This is a genomic window from Ignavibacteriota bacterium, assembly GCA_016218045.1.
Taxonomy (GTDB): domain Bacteria; phylum Bacteroidota; class Ignavibacteria; order SZUA-365; family SZUA-365; genus JACRFB01.
Genome location: JACRFB010000012.1, coordinates 1 through 21,531, shown reverse-complemented (window position 1 = coordinate 21,531; position 21,531 = coordinate 1). Strand labels below are relative to the sequence as shown.

Annotated in this window: 11 protein-coding genes; 10 read left to right on the top strand and 1 reads right to left on the bottom strand. The window is 61.3% G+C overall.

Annotated features, from left to right (window positions below):
* Positions 1-71 precede the first annotated feature (71 nt).
* Positions 72-2,204: a protein kinase gene (locus HY962_03435; GenBank protein ID MBI5645960.1), complete on the bottom strand. Its 2,133-nt coding sequence runs from the start codon at positions 2,202-2,204 to the stop codon at positions 72-74.
* Positions 2,205-2,704: 500 nt separating this feature from the next.
* Between HY962_03435 and HY962_03430 the strand changes: the two genes are divergently transcribed.
* The 10 genes from HY962_03430 to HY962_03385 all read left to right on the top strand — a co-directional run bounded on the left by HY962_03430 (position 2,705) and on the right by HY962_03385 (position 20,815).
* The gene (locus HY962_03430) at positions 2,705-4,804 is read left to right on the top strand and encodes a hypothetical protein (protein ID MBI5645959.1); all 2,100 of its coding nucleotides are present in this window, start codon (positions 2,705-2,707) and stop codon (positions 4,802-4,804) included.
* Between the two features lie 28 nt (positions 4,805-4,832).
* The gene (locus HY962_03425; protein ID MBI5645958.1) at positions 4,833-6,968 is read left to right on the top strand and encodes a T9SS type A sorting domain-containing protein; all 2,136 of its coding nucleotides are present in this window, start codon (positions 4,833-4,835) and stop codon (positions 6,966-6,968) included.
* Between the two features lie 8 nt (positions 6,969-6,976).
* Positions 6,977-7,453 carry a hypothetical protein gene (locus HY962_03420; GenBank protein MBI5645957.1) on the top strand — a complete coding sequence of 159 codons (477 nt, stop codon included), beginning with the start codon at positions 6,977-6,979 and terminating at the stop codon, positions 7,451-7,453.
* A gap of 59 nt (positions 7,454-7,512) precedes the next feature.
* Positions 7,513-10,644 (top strand): M4 family metallopeptidase, encoded by a 3,132-nt coding sequence (locus tag HY962_03415; GenBank protein ID MBI5645956.1) that lies wholly within the window; start codon positions 7,513-7,515, stop codon positions 10,642-10,644.
* Between the two features lie 13 nt (positions 10,645-10,657).
* Positions 10,658-12,148, top strand: coding sequence for a hypothetical protein (locus HY962_03410; GenBank protein ID MBI5645955.1), 1,491 nt, complete (start codon positions 10,658-10,660; stop codon positions 12,146-12,148).
* Between the two features lie 515 nt (positions 12,149-12,663).
* A complete protein-coding gene (locus tag HY962_03405; GenBank protein ID MBI5645954.1) occupies positions 12,664-15,459 on the top strand; it encodes a TonB-dependent receptor in 2,796 nt (931 codons plus the stop codon).
* 11 nt (positions 15,460-15,470) lie between these two features.
* On the top strand, positions 15,471-16,460 hold the full coding sequence (locus tag HY962_03400) for a PorV/PorQ family protein (protein ID MBI5645953.1): 990 nt from the start codon (positions 15,471-15,473) through the stop codon (positions 16,458-16,460).
* A 6-nt stretch (positions 16,461-16,466) separates the two neighbouring features.
* Positions 16,467-17,540: a hypothetical protein gene (locus HY962_03395; protein ID MBI5645952.1), complete on the top strand. Its 1,074-nt coding sequence runs from the start codon at positions 16,467-16,469 to the stop codon at positions 17,538-17,540.
* A gap of 478 nt (positions 17,541-18,018) precedes the next feature.
* The gene (locus HY962_03390) at positions 18,019-19,698 is read left to right on the top strand and encodes a HEAT repeat domain-containing protein (GenBank protein ID MBI5645951.1); all 1,680 of its coding nucleotides are present in this window, start codon (positions 18,019-18,021) and stop codon (positions 19,696-19,698) included.
* 1 nt (position 19,699) lies between these two features.
* Complete coding sequence (locus tag HY962_03385) at positions 19,700-20,815, top strand: site-specific DNA-methyltransferase (protein MBI5645950.1); 1,116 nt, start codon at positions 19,700-19,702, stop codon at positions 20,813-20,815.
* The last annotated feature ends 716 nt before the right edge of the window (positions 20,816-21,531 follow it).

The window sequence follows — 21,531 nt, the reverse complement described above, 5'->3', positions numbered from 1 at the left end:
AAATCCTTCAAAATCTGCTCCAACAAACTTCGCACCGTTTCCCGAGGCGGTGCACATACTTCGTCCGCCTCTCACGCGGAGGGCCGGGACTCCGACAATAGCGGCGGGACAGGACGTGTTTCGACCATGCGGCGTACGTCGTCGGACGCCTCGGTTTCGTGTTTCTGCAGCGCAAGCAGCACACGTTCAGTTTCTTCACGGAACACCAGCGCCACCGCCTCCGCCACGCGGCGTTCAAGTTCGGACATTACACGCAGCGATTCGGCATCGCGGGCCGCGCGTTCCTGTCTCGCGCGCAGCAGGATGTCGGTTTTTTCCCGCAGCCACTGCTCTTCCCGCTCGCGCAGGCGCTGTTCATACTCCTCGCGTGCCTTCGCGCGTTCCTCGGTCCGCGCGCGCTCCTGCAAAACCGGCAGCAGCGACTGTTCGAGTTCCTCGCGCAGCGTCCGTTCCGCCTCGGCCCGGGCACGATGTTCCGCGTCCTCGCGCACGCGTGCGAGTTCGCGTTCACGCTCGAGTTTTTCCTCGGATTCCCTGGCGCGCCGTTCGGCTTGGACCCGTGCGGCATGTTCCTCGTCCAGCCGTCGACGTCGTTCGGCCTCCTCGCGCGCCCATTTCTCGGCCTCGGCCCGCGCGCGTTCCTCCTCCTGCACACGCGCCTGCTTTACGGCGGCCTCGCGCTCGGCGCGGATCTTCTCCTCGTTCCGCCGGCGTTCGGTCTCCGCATGCGCCTGTCGTTCCGCTTCCTCGCGCGCGAGTCGTTCGGCCTCGGCGCGGCGCTGCTTTTCGGCCTCGGCGCGCGCAACCCGGTCCGCCTCTTCCCGCGTGTGTTTTGCCGACAGTTCGCGCGCCTTTCGTTCGGCCTCCGCGCGGCGAACCTTCTCGGACTCCTCCCGCGCGCGCCGCTCCGCCTCGAGCGCGGCATTGCGCACGGACGCATCCCGCGCCTGCCGCTGCTGTTCGCTGCGCATGCGCCGCTCGTTCGCCTCGCGCGCGCGCATCTCATTCTCCGCGCGTTCCGCCCGCGCCATCGCCTCGCGCGCGCTGCGCTCCGCCTCCCCGACGCGCTTTTCCACATGTGTGTGCACTTCGCTCAGAACCGCCTGAAGCCGGTCGTTGAACTCCGATTTGAGCTGCAGCTCGAGATCCTGGCGCAGGCGCAGTTCCGCCTCCTCTCGCGCCTTGCGGACGGAATCGATCACGGACTTCCTGTCGTCGGCCTCCCGCGCGAGACGCGCCGCCTCTTCCTGTTCCACTCGCGCGCTTGCGTTTTCACGGGTGCCATGTTCCATCGCAGGCGTATGGTTTTCGCGTGCCGTCTGCGCCGCGCCGGTCGCTACCGCTTCCGACGCCGCCACGGAGGTCGTGCGCGGCTTCTGCGCCTGTTCCGCCTGCCTGCCCGCGCGCGCGCGTGTGTGTTCGGATCCGTGCACCGCACCGTGGGACTTCGTCTGAAGCGCGCGCATACGTTGCGGATACTCCTCCGCCCAGCGTTCGAGGTCGGCCGCGACGGGGCGGCTCTCGGGACGCAGGCTGAGGCAGGACTCCACAATTCCGATAAGATCATCCGAATATTCGCCGGGCACGGAGGGCGCCGTCTCGTCCTCGAGCAGTGCCGCGCCGCCGTCGTCGCCCCAAGGCGGCCGTCCCGTGCACATTTCATAGATGATGGCCCCTATCGAGAAGATGTCGTCGGCGGAGGTGGCCGACGTGGCGACAAAGCGCTCGGGCGAGGCGTAGGCCGGATGGAAGATGCGGTTCGGACCCAGGTCGTGTCCCAACATGTTGTGCAGGATGCGGCTGATCCCGAAATCCGTCAATACCAGGTGTCCGCTGTCAGTAAACAGGATGTTCTCGGGCGCGATATCCTGATGCACAAAGGAATTTTTATGCAGAAACGAGACGGCCGCCGCCATCTGGCCCAGCACACGCACGAGCTGATCTTCGCCGATACGTTTGTGTGCAGTCCGGGTGCGGAGATACGCCCGCAGTGATCCACGCGACATGTACGGCATGCGCAGATAGGGCATATCGTTGTGCATCGCAGCCCCCTGGGGCATGAGCACGTTCGGATGTTTGATGGTCATCGAGAGGAATTCCGTCGCGAGCAACTGCAGCACGACGGGATCGAGTTCTTTCCCGGGTTCAAAAAACTTCAACGCGACACAGGCATCCCCCTCCTTCGCTTGCCACACCTCGGCCATTCTGCCACCATGCTGGCGCTCAAGAAGTGTAAACAATTCTGATATTATGAGGCCTTGTTGAAGCATTCGACGCGGAACTGCCCGTCTCCGTTGTTGCAAAATGTGAACCCAAACCACCACCGTTTGCTTCAATTCCCGTACCAAAGATTACGTCGTATAGAAGAACACACAATTCTGTAATATTCGGACATGAAATGCGTCTTATTTTCTTTGAGCTTATACGGCCGATTTTTTCGCAAGGTATTTCAAGCCGAAACGATCGTGAACAGGCGCCGGACCTGTGCCGCTGAATATTTTTCACCCTTTGTGCTGATTTCGGCGGTTCGCGCCGCCCGCGTCGAATCAGGGTAAACGGCGGCGATGGACAGGGAGCCGGAGTGAGGAAGTATAATTGAGGTGATTCACCGTTCTCCCGCCTTGTTTTTCAGCCCCCCTGTGTATAGCTTTCAGCTTCGAAACACGTGAATGCAACCTCCGTTTTTCTCTCCGATATCAGTTCCTTGATTCCAGAACCAACGACACCCCTCCGGCGCCGTGCCGCCGCCCTTTTGCCCGTCCTGCTGCTGCTTGCAGCGGTGACGTTGCACGCACAACAGGGACGTCCCTCGGGCCTGCGCAAGGCCCTCGACGACGACGAATCCCATTTCACCAACGTGGGCAATCTGCGCCTGACTCTGTCGAACTTCGGCACACTGGGACACGGTTTTAACCGCTGGCCGCAGCAGCCGAACTGCGAATACCCGGCCGGATCGGGTATCGAGCACATTTTCGAGGGCGGTTTCTGGATCGGCGCCTTCAAGGCGGGACGCGGACCCTTCGTCAGCACGGGCGCGGTGGACGTGAGTTCGGTGCGCGACATTGCCGCGGGATTCGAATTCACCAACGCACCCGGGGCAAGGATGGAGGAACGATCCACCCTGCCCGATTCACGCTATTACAGCACGACGGCTGTGAGCCATCAGGATCTTGTGGCGGTCTTCACCGATTCGAATACCGTGGTGCCCGGCACAAGCACCCCCATACCCGATCACGACAATCCTCTCGGTGTGGAAGTGCGGCTCGAGGCCTATGCGTGGAATTTCTCATTCGCGGAGAATTTTGTCCTTCTGCGCTACATCGTGCGCAACACCGGGACCACACAGCTTGACAGCGTGTACACGGGCATCTGGCTCGACATGGTCGTGCGGAACACCAACATCAGTCCTCCGCGCGGCAGCGCGTACTTTGCGCGCGGCGGCAACGGCTACATCGATTCGGCGCGCCTCGCGTACGAGTTCGACGTCGACGGCGATCCTGGTTTCACCGATTCGTATATCGGCCTGTCGCTGCTGGGCAGCACGCCGCTGCAAACCCTCCCCGGCGGCTCGCCGGGCAGCAACGGCATCTTCAACACCTGGCAGTTCCGCAACACCACCGATCCGCTCTACTTCTCGCCCGCGACCGATCGTGAGCGCTATGAAAAACTGAGTGTGCCGCTGCCGGCGTCGGAATTGCCCGGACTCAAGTCGCCCTCGAACCGCTCGGTGCTTCTCTCCACCGGACCCTTCCGTTCGCTGGCTCCGGGCGAATCGACCGAGATTGTGTACGCGGTGATCTGCGCGAAGAAATACGGCGCCGAGGCAACCGCGCTCGACACCGACAACGCGCGGGTGAATCTCATGCGTGCATGGACCTTTGCGCAGCAGGCCTACGACGGCGAGGACAAGAACCGGAACAACACGCTTGATCCGGGCGAGGACCTCGACGGCGACGGCCGCCTGACACGGTTTGTGCTCCCTGCCCCGCCGACAGCCCCGCACGTGCGTGTTGTTCCCGGCGACCGCAGCGTCACCGTGTATTGGGACCGCGACGCCGAGTCCTCGGTCGACCCGATTTCGGGGAAACGTGATTTCGAGGGCTACCGCATCTACCGCTCGAACGCCGGAGCGGATCTTGCCGCGGGAGGAGCATTAAGCGATAAGCTGGTCCTGATCGGAGAATTCGACACGCCCGGCAACACCGTCTTCTACAACACCGGTTTCGGCGCCGTACGTCTGCCCGCGCCGATACGTTTCGACGGTGATCCGCGCGAGTACTGGTATCGATTCCACATTCCCAATCAACTCAACGGCTGGCAGTACCTCTATTCGGTCACGGCCTTCGACGGCGGCGATCCCGCAAACAACGTCGAGAGTCTCGAGAGCAGCCGCCTGCAGAACGCGCGGCGCATTTTCCCCGGCACCACGCCGGCCGACGCCGCAGGCCGCGAACCGCGCGTGTATCCGAATCCCTATTACGCCAATGCCGTGTGGGACGGCGGCGGCGAGCGGCAGCGGAAAATCTACTTTGCCAATCTCCCCGCGCGCGCCGAGATACGCGTGTACACGCTCGCGGGCGATCTGGTGCGCACGCTGTCGCACGATGCGGCAACGTATACCGGATCGGACGTGCAGTGGTTCTCGCGCTACGCCGACGGCACACAGATTCTGGCCGGCGGCGAACACGCGTGGGATCTTGTGACCGACAACGATCAGGCCGTCGCAACGGGCCTCTACCTCTTCACCGTCAAAAATCTCGACACGGGCGACATCACCCGCGGAAAATTCGCAATCATCAAATAATCCTCACGACAACGACACAGGAAACTCCATGAAACTTCGCGCCGGTCTTCTTCTCGCCGCGGTCCTGTGCTTCGCAGGTACGTTCACCACCTCTGCGCAGCTCCGTTCCGACACACTCACCATCAAACAGTTGCAGTACGTTCCCGACGATTCGCTCAATGCGGGCAAACAGAATTCGTTGTACGTCGGCGACACCGTCACCGTGACCGGCATCGTGATCGCCGCGCCGCGCATCAGCCCGGGCGGTCCGCTGCTTTTTGCTCTCGGCAACGCCAACACGATGTATATCGTCGATGAGAACGGCGGCGCATGGAGCGGCCTCAACGTGCGCGCGTCCGACTCCGTCGCCTCCGCAAGCACGCTGCTCACGGCCGTCGACACGGGCTTCGTGGTGCGCATCACGGGTGTTGTGACACAGTATTTCTCGACCACACAGTTCGAGATCGGCAAGATCGCCTCGTGGAATGCCGACCGCCAGGTGGAGGTGCTCGACACCAAACCGCGCCGTCCGGAACCGACAGAGATCAAGATCACGGACCTCGTCAACGGCGACCCGAAGGCCTTCATTCCCGCATCGCAGCAGTGGGAAGGCGCGTATGTGGTGATCAAGGACGCGAGCGTCGGAACGGTGACAAAAAACACCTCGACCGGACGCTACACGTGGACAGTCACCGACGGCAAGGGCAACTCGATCGGCGTGTACGATCAGAGCGTGTATTTCCGCGGTGGTTCACAGGGATTCGATCCGAACTGGGCACCGCCTCCCGCGGGCACACAGCTCACCTACATCCGCGGCGTCATCACCAGCTCCGGCCAGGGCATCGTCATCGCCCCGATCTATCCCGGCGACATCGTGCTCGGCAGTTTCCCGCCGACCATCCGTGGTCTGAAGCGCGACATCGGCATCCCGACCTCCTCGCAGGAAGTGACCGTCACGGCAACCGTCGAGACCGCGCGTCCGGGCGGCAGCATCGCCACGGCCGAACTCGAGTACGGCCAGGGCGCGACGAGTCTGGGCAAAGTAACGATGACATGGGACGCCACCAGCAAACTCGCGACGGGAAAGATTCCGGCGCAGGCCGACGGTGCGGTAATCTGGTACACCCTCAAAGCCACCGACGACAAGAATGAATCGGCGCTGTATCCCGCAGCCGGCGCGAAGGCGCGTCCGTTCTTCATCGTGCGCAACGGCGCGACCCGCATCCGCGACATCCAGTACACGCCGTACAGCGACGGCGCGCCGGGCTGTCTCGACGCCACCGTGAGCGTGCGCGGCACCGTCGTGTCGGCAGCCGACTCGACATCGCTCAGTCTCGTGTACATCATGGACGACACCGCCCCCTGGTCGGGCATCATGGTGCGCGGCGACGCGGCCATCCGCGCACTCGCGCTCGGCGAGGACGTGACCGTCAGCGGCAAGGTGGCCGAGGGCTACAGCAGCGCCACCAACGGCAACACCGCGATCATCGACGCGACAGTTGTGACCAAACACGGCACCGCGGCGGTGCCCGCACCCGTGAATCTCACGACCGGCGCCTTCCGCAGCGGCGTGGTGACCGACGGCACGCCGGACGCCGAACAGTGGGAAGGCATGCTTGTGCGCTTCGCGACGCTCACCGTCACCGCACGTAATGCCGACGCACCCGCCGGGAGCAACTTCGGCGAATTCCTCGTGACCGACGGCAGCGGCGACATGCGTGTGGACGATTTCGGTTCGTGGAAAAAAGTGTACACTACCGATTCCAGCAAGACCACGCTCACACTGTTGAAGGAAGGCACACGCCTTGCCTCGCTGACGGGCATCATGTTCTTCAACTTCGGCAACTACAAACTCGAGCCGCGCAACGCGGGCGATTTCGACGGCGTGACCGGCATCTCGTACACACCGGCCAGCCCCGCACGCGCCACATTACACGCGAGCTATCCGAATCCCGTCGCCGCCGGATCAGTCGCGACGCTGCGTTTCGAGACAGCGGAAACGGGCAGCGCCTCCCTTGCGCTGTTCGACGCGCTCGGCCGCCGCGTCGTCACACTGTTCGAGGGTGAGACGCGTCCGGGCCAGTACAGCGTGCCCTTCAACACCGCGTCGCTCGCGCCGGGCGTCTATCACTACCAGCTTCTCGCCGGTTCCGCGCTGCTGCGCGGATCGCTGATCATCCGCTGACCGGCGACATGCCGTATCGTCGTTTTGTCCTGGGCATATGCACCGCGGCCGTCGCCTGTGTGATGGCCGCGTGTGCATGCCACGGCACCCGCGGAGCGGATGACTACGCGAGCCCGTACGTCGTCGGCCTCTCGACAGGCGGAGGATTTTCGGGCATGCACACGGGCGCGGTTATCGACGCGCGGGGTGTGGTGACGCGGTGGGAAGGCCTGTACGGCAAGAAGGACGCCGTGCGTCCGGCCGGACGCCTGCACACCGACGAGCTGCGCGCACTGACGTCGCTGATCGACAGCGCGGGCATATTTGATCTGCGTCTTGCGGACACGGGAAACATGACCACCACGCTGACCATCGAACGCGGCGAGCGGGTGTACACCTGGTCCTGGCCGGGAACGGAAAGTGATCCCGACACCGTCCCCGCGCCGCTGCGGCCGCTGGTGGAACGGCTCCGTTCCACACTCGCCGCGCACACACAACAGAATTAAAGACCGTTTTATCCGATAGACGTGCCGGACGGATTCGTCCGCCGAGGAGAGACACCGACATGTACACACACATCCTTCGTTTCCTCGCATCCGCGCGGCCGGGCCTGATCCTGGCACTGCTCGCGACGTTTGCCGCCTCCGTGCCCGCCCAGCAGCCGGCGGCATTTAAACGCCGCATCATGGAGCGCCGCGCGGCCTTTCACGGCACCGCCGATGCGGCCGCCGCGGAGAAGGTGGGCGCCTCGCTGCGCGAATGGACACGATCGTCGGAGGTTCTCTCGCGGCGTCCGGAATTGCGCGCGGCGCGCGGACTCACGCCCGCGCAGATCCTCGCCTACGACGGCATCGCGCGACGTGTGGCCGGACTGCGCGTGTCGTGGGACGAGCGCGGCGCGCTGCCCATCAGCATCGCGGCCCCCGTGCTTGCGCGTGGATACTCGCAGGCCGCCGAGGCGGATGTGGAGGCGGTTGCCGCGCAGTTCTTCAGTGATTTTGCCGGACTGTTCCGGTTGAACGCCGCGAGCGACGAATTCCGTCTTCTCTCGCTCACGCGTGATGAATCGGGCGCGTCCCACGCGCGTTTTGCGCAGTATCACAACGGCGTCGCCGTGTGGGGTTCCGAGGCCGTGCTGCAGTTCAGCGCGCGCGGCGACCTGGTGCTGTATATGGGACGCACGCGGCCCACGCCCGTGTGTTCCGTCACACCCGCGCTTACACGGTACAACGCGATGGTGACCGCGCACAACTCGCTGCCGGGGGCCAACACACCCGGCTTTGAACACGAGGCACGGCTCGTCTGTTTTGCGCGCGAGGCCTCCGATGCCGCGGCGCTCGCCTACGAGGTGGAATTCACGCCCACCGCCTCGTCGCGCTGGATCGTGTTTGTCGACGCGCTCGACGGCCGCGTGCTGCTGCGCTACAATGCCGCGTGCGCCGATGGTCCGGCCAAGGGCAGCGCCACGGATCTGCTCGGACGCACCCGCGACATCGATGTGTATCTGCATCAGGGCAACTACTACATGCTGGACGCCTCGCGGCCCATGTACCGCGCGGGTGAGAGCACAATACCCGACGGACCCGCGGGCGCCATTCTCACACTCGACGCGCAGAACACCGACCTCGCCTCCGTCCGTCACGTGACCTCGGCCTCGAACACATGGACCGATGCCTCGGCCGTGTCGGCGCACGCCTTCGCGGGCGACACCTACGAGTACTTCCGCGCCACGCACAACCGCAACGGCATCGACGGCCGCGGCAGCACGATCATCTCGATCGTCAATGCCACCGACAACGGGCAGCCGATGGAAAATGCCTACTGGAACGGCCGCGTGATGGTGTACGGCAACGGCGGCGCCACCTTCAAGCCGCTCGCCGGAGCACTCGATGTTGCGGCGCATGAAATGACACACGGCGTCACGGAACACAGCGCGGGCTTGATGTATCTCGGCCAGTCCGGCGCCCTCAACGAGGCCTTCAGCGACATGTTCGCCGCGATGGTGGACCGCGACGACTGGCGCATCGGCGAGGACGTGGTCCGCACCGGCACGCCATACCCTTCGGGCGCGCTGCGCGACATGGCCGACCCGCACAACGGCGCCTCGAGCGGCTCGCCCGCCTGGCAGCCCAAACACATGAACGAATTTGTGGTACTGTCGGACGCCGAGGACAACGGCGGCGTACATGTGAACAGCGGCATCCCGAATCACGCGGCATATCTGCTATCGCAATCGATAGGCAGGGAGAAGGCAGAAAAAATCCTGTACCGCGCCCTCACGACCAAACTCACCATGCAGTCGCGTTTTGTCGATTTCCGCCTGGCCCTCATACGCAGCGCCGACGAGTTGCACGGCACGGGATCTCCCGAAAGCGCCGCGTGTGCGGCTGCGTGTGATCAGGTCGGCATCGTGGACGGCAGCGGCACACGTCCGCCGGCGGATCTTCCGCCCGTCAACGGCGCGGATCGTCTGCTCTTTGTCAGCACCGACGTCAGTGATCCTGTGTACCTGTGGACGGTACAGCCGCCCGCGGGACCGAGCGATTTTACATCCATCTCGAGCACGCCCGTTTTCTCGCGGCCGTCCGTCGCCGACGACGGCAGCGTCGCGGTGTTTATCGACTTCGAGGGCAACATCCGCGCGGTGAGTCTGGATCCGGCTGCCCCGAACGAACAGATCATCGACAGCAGCGGCATCTGGGGTTCGCTGGCGCTGAGCCGCGACAAGCGCCTGCTTGCGCTCACCTCGCTGCTGCAGGAACCGAGCATCTACGTGATCGATCTGGGCGCGGCCACACCCGACGCGCGCGAGTTCACTCTGTACTGCCCGACATACTCGGGCGAGGGACTCCCCGACGTGGCGAAATATCCCGACGCGATGGACTTCAGTCCCGACAACACCTCGCTGCTGTACGACGTGTACAACGAAATCACCGTCGGCACGGCGCCCATCGGTTTCTGGGAGATCAACCTCCTGTCGGTGTGGGATGCCAAAAACACGAGTTTCGGATCCGGTACTATTTATCGCCTGTTCCCGCAGGAGACGGGCATCGATCTCGGCAACGCCACGTTTGCGCGCAATTCGCAGAACGTGATCGTCTTCGACGCGAAAGACAACGGCAGCAACGAAGGTGCTATCGCAGCAGCAAACTTGCTCACGGACGAGGTAAGCCTCATCGCGCGCGTCGCACACACAGAACCCGGCACGCCGTCGTATCGCGGCGACGACCGCGTCGTGTCGTTCTCGTCGAGCGCCTTGTCGAGCAGCGGACGTGATTCCATTTACACCGTGGATGTGGCGGCCGACCGTGTCACGGCGCTGGGCGCGCCGCAGGGTTTTGTTCCCTCGGGCATCTATCCGATCTGGTACCGCCGCGGATTACGGCCCAGCGCCATCGGTGAAACGGCTCCGGCACGCGGCACATGGATCCTTGAAGGCAATTACCCGAATCCGTTCAACCCGTCCACGTCGATACGATTCACAGCGCCGAGCGCGGGTGATGTACGCCTGAGTGTGTACGACGTGATGGGACGCGAAATCGCGGTGCTGCTTTCGGGCACGGTGAGTGAAGGCACACACATCGTGCAGTGGGACGGCACCGACGCGTCAGGCCGCGCCTGCGCCTCGGGACTCTACATCGCGCGCCTGCGCAACGCTAAGGGTGTTTCCACACTGCACATGCTGCTTGCACAGTGACGCGGGAGCGGACGTGACACACACTGCACCCTTCACAGTCACCATGCGGCAGCTAGTGCTCGCACTCGGCTGCGCCCTGCTGTTGGTGTCGTGCACCGACACACCCGGCGGACCCGGCGCGGACAATCTGGCGCCCGAGACACATCTGTCGCTTGTGCCCGACAGCACATTACGCACCACGCCGAGCAGGCAGCACCTGCACTGGTGGGGCGACGATCCCGACGGCCTCGTGCGCGGCTACTTCGTGAGTCTCGACGGCGCGACATGGAGCTTCACCACAAAAAACGACAGCGTCTTTGCCCTCACCCTCTCGGGCACCGACAGCGCCTACGTGTTCCGCGTGCGCGCGGTGGACGATCAGGGCAACGGCGTGTATGATCCGGGTGAACCGTACAGCGACACAAACAAAAACGGCGTGAGGGATGCAGCCGAATCGTTCACCGATCTCGGCCTCGCCGATCCGACACCCGCCGAGCTGCGTATCCCCGTGCGGAACTCTCCGCCCGTGGTGCAGTTTGTGAAGGGATCCGATGTGCCCGACACCACATTTCCCGTGGCATCGTTTGCGTGGACCGGCACCGATCTTGACGGCGACGAATCGATACGCGAATACCGCTACGCGTTGAACGACACCGTTGCGGCCGCATCGTGGAAGACGCTGCCACGCTCGCAGACCTTCCTCACCCTCTTCGCGCGTGACGGCATACGCGAGGGCGCAAACGTGTTCTACATCAAGGCCGTCGATATCGCCGGCGCCGAAAGCCGCATCGTGCGTATGCCCGCGGAGGGTGATGTGTGGCAGGTCCGCCTCCCACGCACCGAGTTGCTTATCGTGGACGATTACGGTCCCATCGACGAGACCGGACAATTCTACCGCACCATCACCGACACGTTGCTCGGCGGACGTTTCCGCAACGCCGACGTGCTGGACGTGCGCGCGGGCGCGACATCCACAAAGAAGGGTGTCAACGTGCCGCCCTACATCAATCCGACCTTCATCGAGACCTTGAAACTCTTTAAACACGTGATCTGGTACAGCGACAACAATCCCACGCTCGACCTCGCGCAGCTCTCGCTGCCGCAGTATCAGCAGGCCGGCGGAACCGTGCTGTACACGGCGTCGTTTCCCGAGAGCGCCGTCGATCCGCGCGGAGGCATCACCGACTTCACACCGGTCGACAGCATCGCGCCCGTGCCCATACAGTTCATTCCGATGAACACGCCGCTCGAGCCCGATACCGAATCGCCCGGCTATCCACAGCTCAAGCGCGACACACGCGGACAGCCCGTGGCGTTTGTGCGCGGACTCTCGCGCAAGATCAACGCGCGGAACCTGTACCGGCTGGGCAGCGACACACGCTGGCAGGGCAATCCCGTCGTTGCCGTACGCAGCGGCGACAAACGTTTTGTGCTGTTCTCCATACCGCTCAATCGTTTCGACGGCCTCGGCAACACCGGCGACGTCATCTCGCGCATCTTCACCCAGGAGTTCGGCGCCCGATGAAACGCTGCCTCAATCAAATCACGTCGCGCTTCGACTTCGCTCAGCGAGACACAGCGTCCACGTCGCGCTTCGACTTCGCTCAGCGAGACACTCAGTCCTTGTTCCGCTCCCTACTCCCTACTCCCCACTCCCTACTCCCAACTCCCCACTCCTCAGTGTCGTCGCGCTTCGACTTCGCTCAGCGAGACACCGGGTCGTTGTTCCGCTCCCTACTCCCTACTCCCCACTCCCTACTCCCCACTCCCCACTCCTCAGTGTCGTCGCGCTTCGACTTCGCTCAGCGAGACACCGGGTCGTTGTTCCGCTCCCCCGTCCCTCGTCCCTCGTCCCTACTCCCAACTCCCAACTCCTCAGTGCCGTCGCGCTTTCCCGCTAGCGGGACTCAGCGAGACACCGGGTCGTTGTTCCGCTCCCTACTCCCCACTCCCCACTCCCAACTCCCTACTCCCAACTCCCTACTCCCCACTCCCCACTCCCTACTCCCCCTGCTCATCATACTCGCGCTCGCACTCGCGATGCCGCTCTACGCGCAAAAGGGATCGATCACGGGAACAGTGCGGGATGCAAAGACGGGCGAGGCGCTGATCGGAGTGAACCTGCTCGTGAAGGGCACCTATTACGGTGCCTCGACCAAGGTGGACGGCAGTTACACGATACGCGACATGAATCCGGGGCAATACACACTCGACGTGTCGCTGCTCGGATACACCAAGGTGCAGAAGACCGGCGTGACGGTGAGCGCGGGCAAGGCCACACGTATCGACTTCTCGCTCGAGGAGACCATGCTGTCGCTCAGCGAGGAAGTGGTGATCATCGGCGAGAAACCCCTGCTCGACATCGAACAGACCTCGAGTTCCCGCACCGTATCGGCCGACGACATCGCGGTGGCGGTGATAGAAAACGTGACCGACGTCGTGTCGCAGCAGACGGGCGTAGTAAAATCGGACAATGAGATCCACATTCGCGGCGGACGTTCACACGAGGCGGCCTTTCTGCTCGACGGCGTGTCGGTGCAGGATCCGCTCGCGGGCACGGGTTTCGGCCTGCAGCTCAGCGCGGCCTCGATCGAGGAAATCGAAGTCATGACCGGCGGCTTCAACGCCGAGTTCGGACAGGCGACCTCGGGCGTCGTGAACGTCACCACACGCGACGCGAGCGACCGCTACCGCGGCTCCTTCTCGTGGAAACGCGACGACCTCGGTTTCAACAGCGACTCGCGCTCGAATTGGAACACCGACATACGCGAGGCAACACTCAGCGGACCCGAACCCATCACCAGCACACTGCTGCCCGCGATCGGTGTGGATCTGCCCGGCACACTCTCGTTCTTCACCAGCTTTTACTCCGGACTCTCCGACGGTTTCACACGCCTCGTGCCCGTGATATCGGGCGGACGTGAAACGGGCGCCTACCGCGTCGCAACCGCGTCGCAGCTCAACTCGTCGATATTCGGCGGCACACGATTTGCGCCGCGGCAGGACAACAATTGGTACTGGCTCGGCAAACTCACCTGGGCCGTCGCGCCGACGATGAAGCTGCGTTACTCGTACAACCAGTCCGTCTCCATCAATCAGAACTCGCAGTCGCTGCAGACAAATCTCGAGTACGTGGAACCCAGCCCCGGCTTCCCCTACGAATTTGTCAACATCCTCGACGGCGCCAACACGTACACACACAACACCATTTTCCATTCACTGAGCTGGACGCACACCATCGACACCAAGTCGTTTTACGAGATCCGCTTCAGCCGTTTCTTCACGCAATTGCGCGCCGACGCAAACGGCAAGGACTGGCGCTCGTACACCGAACCGCGCGACCTCGTGCGTTTCCCCGTCGAATACTACAACCTCGACCGCGACACCGTGGGTGTGATTCCCGGCGACGGCTTCTGGGACACGGGCAACGGTTTCACCTGGCACGATCACCATGTGGAGGAATACACCCTGCGCGGCGATTACACCAGCGCCTTCACCGAAAAGAACAAGTTCAAGGCCGGTCTCGAGGCCACCTTCGGCGAGATGCAGGTGGTGGACATCTACAAACCGTGGATCGGCGAACTCGGACTCAACAACGACGTGTACAAAGTGTATCCCGCGCGCGGCGCCTTCTACGCGCAGGACAACATCAACTTCAGCGGCATGATCCTCAACGTGGGCGCGCGGCTCGACTGGTGGATGCCGGGCAAATTTGTCGACGACGCGGTGGCCAATCCCGACGTCGTGACGATACCGCAGAGCGTGCGCGATTCGTATATGGACAACACCTTCGGACTCTTCGGCCGCCGCTTCAAGGCGCGTGTGAGTCCGCGCCTCGGCATCTCGCATCCCGTGAGCGACAATCAGACGCTGTTTTTCTCGTACGGACATTTCACCAAGCTGCCGCGGCCGCAGTTTGTGTACGCAAAACTCAATCCGGTGTCCGCCAAATCCACCTTCCAGAAATTCGGCAATCCCGATCTGAATCCCGAAACCACCGTGTCGTATGAACTGGGTCTGCGCAATCAGTTCACCGAAAACGACGTGTTCACCCTCACCGCGTATTATCGCGACATCTTCGACTACGTGTCCACCCGCTCCGCAAAAATCACGAGCAGCCGCTTCGCGGGCGGATCGTACATCACTTATGTCAATCAGGATTACGCGCGCACACGCGGCATGGAGGCCGAGTACAAAAAACGTATCGGCCGCTGGCTGCGCGGCGGCGCGTCGCTTACCTATTCGCTGGCGACGGGCAAGAGTTCCTCGGCCGACGAGGGCGCGCTGGTGCAGCGTGGCGATCTCGAGGAATCGATCAAGGAAGATTATGTGATTTGGGACCGTCCCTTGCAGGCCTCGCTGTGGACGAACTTCCTCGTCGCAAAAGATGCACCGCTGTTCGGCGTAGCGGGGCTGGACGATGTGTCGCTGTATGTGCGGCTGTTCTATCAGTCCGGCAAACGCTACACGCCGCAACTGCAGATCGGTACCGATCCCTTGAGCGGACGTCCCGTGTACGACCGCGACCGCTCGCGGCTCAACGGCGCTGTGGGTGACGACTGGTTCTGGATCGATGTCAATCTCGAGAAACGTATCCGTGTGTGGGGACTCGATCTGGCGCTGCAGGTGGAGATCACGAATCTGCTGGACCGCAAGAATCCGACCATCATCAATCCCGTGACGGGCCGCGCCTACGAATACGGCGATCCGACTCCCGGCTCGTACAACGATCCGTTGTACCCCGATCTGCAGGCCCCGCTGAATCCGTATCCGTACAACACGGCCCGTTACCTCGCGCCGCGCAACATCCGCGCCGGATTCTCCCTTACCTTCTGACGCCGGCGCCCATGAAACGTAGACACATCCTCCCCGTCCTTCTCGTGTGCCTGTGCTGCGCCGCGGCCCCCACGCGCGCGCAGGTCATTCCCCTGCTCGGCGGACAGCGCGCGGGCATCTCGTCGTTACAATTCCTCAAGATCGGCGTCGGCGCACGCGCCGCGGCCTTGGGTGAAGCCGCCGTGGCCGTGGTGGACGACGCGACGGCGCTGCACTACAATCCCGCCGGCATCGCCAACATCGCCGAGAATCAGGTCCATTTCTCCCATACCTCCTGGTTTGTCGATCTGCGTCACGCGTTTGTGGGCGCGGTGTACCGTCTGTCGTCCGCCGACGCCGTCGGTGTGTCGTTCACCTCGCTTTCCACCGACGACATGGAGATCACCACCGAGACACAACCCGGCGGCACGGGCCGTTACTTCTCGTACGGCGACATGGCCGTGGGACTCACCTACGCGCGCGCGCTCACGCAGCAGTTCTCGTTCGGCGCGACGGTGCGTTATGTGGAGGAGACCATCGACCGCCTGCACACACGCGCGGTGCTGCTGGATCTCGGCACCGCCTATCACACCGGACTCGGCAGCACACGGTTCTCGGTCGCCGTGACCAATTTCGGCGGCAACGTGTCGCCCGAAGGCACCGTGACACCACAGCGCGGCGCGCCGGTGTCGTCGTTCCAGGAATTTTCGCCGCCCACCCTGTTCCGCATCGGTTTTGCGTTCGAGCCCTACGAGGACGACACACACCGCCTCACCACCTCCGTGCAGCTCAATCACCCGAACGACAACAGCGAGAACGTGTCGCTGGGACTCGAGTACAGTTGGGGCAAACTCTTCCACCTCCGCGGCGGCTACAAGATCAATGTGGACGAGGAACAATTCGCCCTAGGCGCGGGTATGTCCACCTCCGTCGGTTTTGCACGCGCCGCCTTCGACTACGCCTTCACCGCACACGAGACGCTCGACGCGGTGCACCGGCTTTCCCTGACACTCGGATTCTGAGCCACGATGCGCCGATACTCCCCTATACTGCTCCCCGCCGTCTGCCTCCTGCTTGCCCTCGGCACAGGATGCGGCGATCCCTTCGAACTCGACGACCTCGGGGAAACCAAACCGGGCGCGCAGTACGGCGACACCTCCTACGTGCTGCAGCAGCCCGTGTGGACCGGCTTCAACCGTCCCACCGACGTGCTGGCCGGCCGCGAGCCCTTCCTGTACGTGTGTGACGCGGGCAACAACCGTATCGTGATGATGGATCTTGCGGGCGCCGTGATAGGCGCGTCGCGCGAAATACGGAATCCCGTGGCGATGGCGCAGGATTACCGCCTGCGCCTGCTGGTGTGTGCGGAGTTCGACACGCTGGTGGACGGCGCCACCGTCACCTTCGGCGCCGTGTACGCGCTCGATATGGTTGCGGCCTCACACAACATCACCCGCGCGGCGGTGACACGGCTGTACTTCGATCCGCTCGCGCCGCAGCGCCGCTACACGGGCATCGGCGTGCTGGCCGACAACAGTTTCTACGTGGCGCGCACCGGACCGAACAACAGCAGCATCGTCGATCCCGACGATGCCGTGTTGCTCTTCGATAAAAACGGTGTGTTGCAGCCACGTGTCACCTGGCCGCTGCTGAATGTGGACGGCACGGGCCTTACCGCCATCACACGCCCCACGGCCCTGGCCACCTTCCCGCGGCGCACAAGCGACTTCCTCTTCACACAACGCGGCAGCAACGCGTTGTTCCGCGCGCAGTGGATCACCATGCGCACCACCGGCGACGTGTCGCAATGGGAATCGTATTACACCCCCGCGCGCGACGGCGCCATCGACTTCCTGCGCCCCGCCCTCTTTAAACGCCCCGAGGACATCACCGTCGACGCCGCGGGCAACGTCTTTGTCGTTGACGCCGAAACCGACAGCGTGTATCGCTTCAACTCCTCCGGCTTTATCACACAGGCCTTCGGTGGCCGCACACAGTTCAACGCCCCCGAAGGCATCGCCGTCTTCGACAAAACGCTCTACGTCGCAGATACACAGAACAATCGGATACTGCGGTTCATTCTCTCGACCGATTTGCGCTAGCTGTTGAGTCGGGAGTGGGGAGTTGGGAGTAGGGAGTTGGGAGTTCGGAGTTCGGACATGGGAGAGCGAGACAGCAACGTAGTGTCTCACTGAGCGAAGTCGAAGTGCGACGGCACTGGGTACTGGGAAGTCGGAGCGGCACATCTAAGTAGTGTCACGCTGAGTCCCGCTAGCGGGAAAGTGCGACGACACTGGGTACTTGGTACTGGGAACTGGGTACTGGGAAGACGGAGCGGCACATCTAAGTAGTGTCTCGCTGAGTCCCGCTAGCGGGAAAGCGCGATGATACTGCTGAGTTGGGAGTTCAGAAGGCCTGCCCCCCGAAGCGCCGCAGGTGCGCGGGCGGGGGAAGACGATGAATCAATCACCCCGCGTTTCGCAGGCCGTTTCGCTGACTCGATTATTTCTCACAGTGGCATTGTAAACAACAAAACTCGTCCATAGATTCGGAACATCGAATCGAAGGACTTGAGCACCTGTGGCTATCTTCCTCGAAACGATCGAAGTAGGTGAGCCATCGTATCAAGGTGCTGTGGTGCTGCGTTTCGCGTCTGCTGACACTTTGACGTGTGTCTACAGGGATAAACCACACGGATATGGTTGTCATGACTTTCACCGCGATCACGCGAAAAAAATAACACAACGAAACTACAGGCAAGAATACGAGAGTGCAGGGGGTATGGTGGCGGCAAACTTCAAGAGTGATGATAGCTTCCTAAGAAAACTTGCAGTGGGTGCCGCTGGGACGAATGCAACAATAGACCGCCTGAAGGAGCTTGGTTTTAAGCCGATTGAGTTGGAACGCGGCTCGACCGGCTTTAAGATTTGGAAGAAGATCAAGATCAAACGCGTCCGTGTACCCGACATTTTATGCCTCCAGACGGGACTGCGTTTTGAATCCAGAGGCAAGACCAAGCCGGAAATTTCGATGTCCCACTCGCTGAAAGACCCGAAGCGCGCGTGGGATGCGGGAATGCGCGACGATGACTTCGTTTCGATTGTCGTCTTCCAGCAGAGCGCCGAGTCCCCCATCGATGTGACACGCGTCTCACCGGTACAGTTCGTAAAGGTAAAGGACTTACGCGACGCATTTACTCAAAAGCGCGTGTCCATCACTACGCCGAAGGGGGTTGAGGAAGGTTCAGAAATCCGCGTAATTTGGACGGCTGCAATAGCAAACCAGCCGTCAACTGTGACCGAGGTGTCGGAAAAGCGAATCAGGTTGACACATTCTCCTACTGGACATATTCAGACCGTTCAGTTGGTTCGTAACAAAGGGGAGAACACGCTGGAGCCGCAGGTGCGTGTTGGGGATACGGTAGAATCAAACCAGATCGTTGCAGCCGCTGTTCCAGTAGCAGTCGCCGTTGCCCGCCCTTCCTCGGTTGATGAAGACTTTTTCGTAGCCAAGCTCACCAGTATCAACTTGAGCGAGCGCTATGCCGCCGCCAAGGCATTACGCTACCGAGGTTACTTGTCTGCACGTCCTGCACTAGCGGGCAGAATTATCCACGCCGAAGAAGACATCTACGTACAACTTGAGGCAGCTGCTGCACTTGCTGCACATAACTATCCCGAAGGATGGGCGTTCATCGAGAGTAAGCTGCGCAGTGCAGTGCTGGATGTCCCCCTTGAGACTCAATTGGAAACTGTCATTGTCATCTCTGAAATTCCGAATATCAGGAGCGAGAACCTCCTTATCGAGATCTTACGCGATGCAACGAGAGATGAAGAACTGCGCGCAGGTGCGGCCTGGGCACTTGGACAATGTGCCACCCGCACTGCAGCAAGCGCACTGGTGGACGCATTCAACTCGAATGCACTTGACGTGAAGACGGAGGCAGCCAGAGCGCTACTCAAAATCACGGGGCCCCAAGTCGACAGTGTCGCCGAGTTGCTCAGGAAATGCTCACCTGACCAGAGGGACGGCATTTCATGGGTCCTCGCTAGATCAGGCGGTTTCGATTTGAACTCCGTGATCGTATCTGCGGATGCAAATCTCAGAAGATGGATCAGCTACATTCTTGGATACGGCAAGGCCCGATTTTCCAAGAGCGATATTGAAGCTATCCAAGAGTCCGATCCAGAGGTCTATTTCGCTGCCTGCGTTCTATGGCAGATTCTGGATAGTTGGGTTGATGGGCTGACCGAGGTTTAGGATGCAATCCCAACCATTATACACTACCCGATATGGTCGTGCCGTTGTAGGAGACGCTTTCGCGCTCATGGGTGAACTCCAAGACGAAAGCGTCGATCTTGTGATGACCTCACCTCCTTTTGCACTGAGGCGGCAGAAATCGTATGGGAATGTTGAGGAGAACGAGTATGTGGCGTGGATCGTGCCATTCGCCAAGGAAGTTTTCAGGGTTCTGAAACAGACTGGAAGTTTTGTACTTGACCTTGGAGGGGCGTATCGCGCAGGGGTGCCATCTCGTTCGCTATACAATTTTCGAGTGCTACTGACGCTTTGCGACGAAGTGGGTTTTCACTTAGCCGAGGATTTCTATTGGTTCAATCCGGCAAAACTCCCCTCTCCCATCGAGTGGGTGAACAAGCGGAAGATTCGCGCAAAAGACTCCGTCAATACGATTTGGTGGTTCAGTAAGACCGACTTCCCAAAGGCTGACGTTCGGAAAGTGCTCGCACCGTACTCCGACAGAATGAAGAAACTGATTCAAGACCCTGAAAGCTTCTATCAACCGAAGAAGCGCCCATCAGGGCACGACATTAGCGCCGGTTTCGGTAAGGATAACGGCGGCGCGATACCGTCGAATCTGCTGAGTATCCCGAATACCGACAGTAATTCATCCTATCTTTGGCTGTGTAAGGAATTCGGTCTGGAACGACATCCAGCGCGGTTTCCAGCAGAATTGCCGGCATTCTTTATCAAGATGTTAACGAACGAAGGGGATACGGTGCTTGACATCTTCGGGGGATCGAATACAACAGGTTTTACCGCAGAGGCGCTGGGTCGCAAATGGATGACGTTCGATCTACGCAGAGACTATTTGGTGGCCTCGGTATTCCGTTTTCTTGAGGGAAGACCGGTCGAGGTCGTTCGAAGGATTCTCTCAGCTTTGGCGTCGGATGACGCCAACGTTATCCTTGAAGACGTGGTATGCAATCTAGCGAATGGATCCAACGCAAAGGTGACACGAGTTGACTTGATTGCCACCCAAGAAGAAACAAGACAGATGGTGCTGCTTGAGGAAGAGGGAAAGTATCAAGCACGACAAAGCACTACAAGAAGGCGGCGCGGTAAACCGCCAGCGTGAAGGCTGACGTTTGATTTAATTGGGCACGTATCATCACCCAAATTGATGTCGCGGCCAACCCCAACTGTACAACCCTGATGATGGGGCCTGATGAATTACGACCCTGATCTTGAATGAGATCAAGGGTGATGGAATCAAAAGACGGGCTGCATCGTAGTATCGGTGCATGTATGAAGCGAAACAGCGCGGCGTGGGTGACAATGCAGCAATACAAAGCGACGAACGGTTGTTTGAATATGTATGCAGAGAGAGTGCCCCGCACATCCCTTCCACCAAGCCCGGCAAAACACCCTCCCCTCTGAACGGAACGGATTCCGCACGTAACAAACGTCTGTTGCACTGGCCGGTTCCGTGATATACTGAGCGGAGTACACATTCCACGGCAGTGCGCACAGTGTCACAATCTGCCGACACACGCTCCCTGTCGGAAGAAATACAGTCCGATGACATGATCCCGTGCTCCGCCACAGGCAACCGACTCTCCCACCTCCCTGACACGGTGTCCGCGTTGCACGACCGGTGTACAGCAACTTGGAAGCAGCATTTCAACGCTGACAAACGCTGCTCTCATCACGTGTACTAGCTACGATTAGACCTGACAGACGGTAGGTTGGTCTGTCTTATTCGAAGACTCAAAAGATGTTGGTAATGTATCGAGGAGTTTTTCTTTTGCAAGCGGTATGGAATCGAGAAAGGTCTGCATCGGCGTCTTGCCA

Excerpts from the sequence above, each read along its gene's own strand:
- HY962_03405 (MBI5645954.1), top strand. The coding sequence starts at position 12,664 with ATGCCGCTCTACGCGCAAAAGGGATCGATCACGGGAACAGTGCGGGAT.
- HY962_03425 (MBI5645958.1), top strand. The coding sequence starts at position 4,833 with ATGAAACTTCGCGCCGGTCTTCTTCTCGCCGCGGTCCTGTGCTTCGCA.
- HY962_03435 (MBI5645960.1), bottom strand. The coding sequence starts at position 2,204 with ATGGCCGAGGTGTGGCAAGCGAAGGAGGGGGATGCCTGTGTCGCGTTG.
- HY962_03385 (MBI5645950.1), top strand. The coding sequence starts at position 19,700 with ATGCAATCCCAACCATTATACACTACCCGATATGGTCGTGCCGTTGTA.
- HY962_03420 (MBI5645957.1), top strand. The coding sequence starts at position 6,977 with ATGCCGTATCGTCGTTTTGTCCTGGGCATATGCACCGCGGCCGTCGCC.
- HY962_03395 (MBI5645952.1), top strand. The coding sequence starts at position 16,467 with ATGCGCCGATACTCCCCTATACTGCTCCCCGCCGTCTGCCTCCTGCTT.
- HY962_03415 (MBI5645956.1), top strand. The coding sequence starts at position 7,513 with ATGTACACACACATCCTTCGTTTCCTCGCATCCGCGCGGCCGGGCCTG.
- HY962_03400 (MBI5645953.1), top strand. The coding sequence starts at position 15,471 with ATGAAACGTAGACACATCCTCCCCGTCCTTCTCGTGTGCCTGTGCTGC.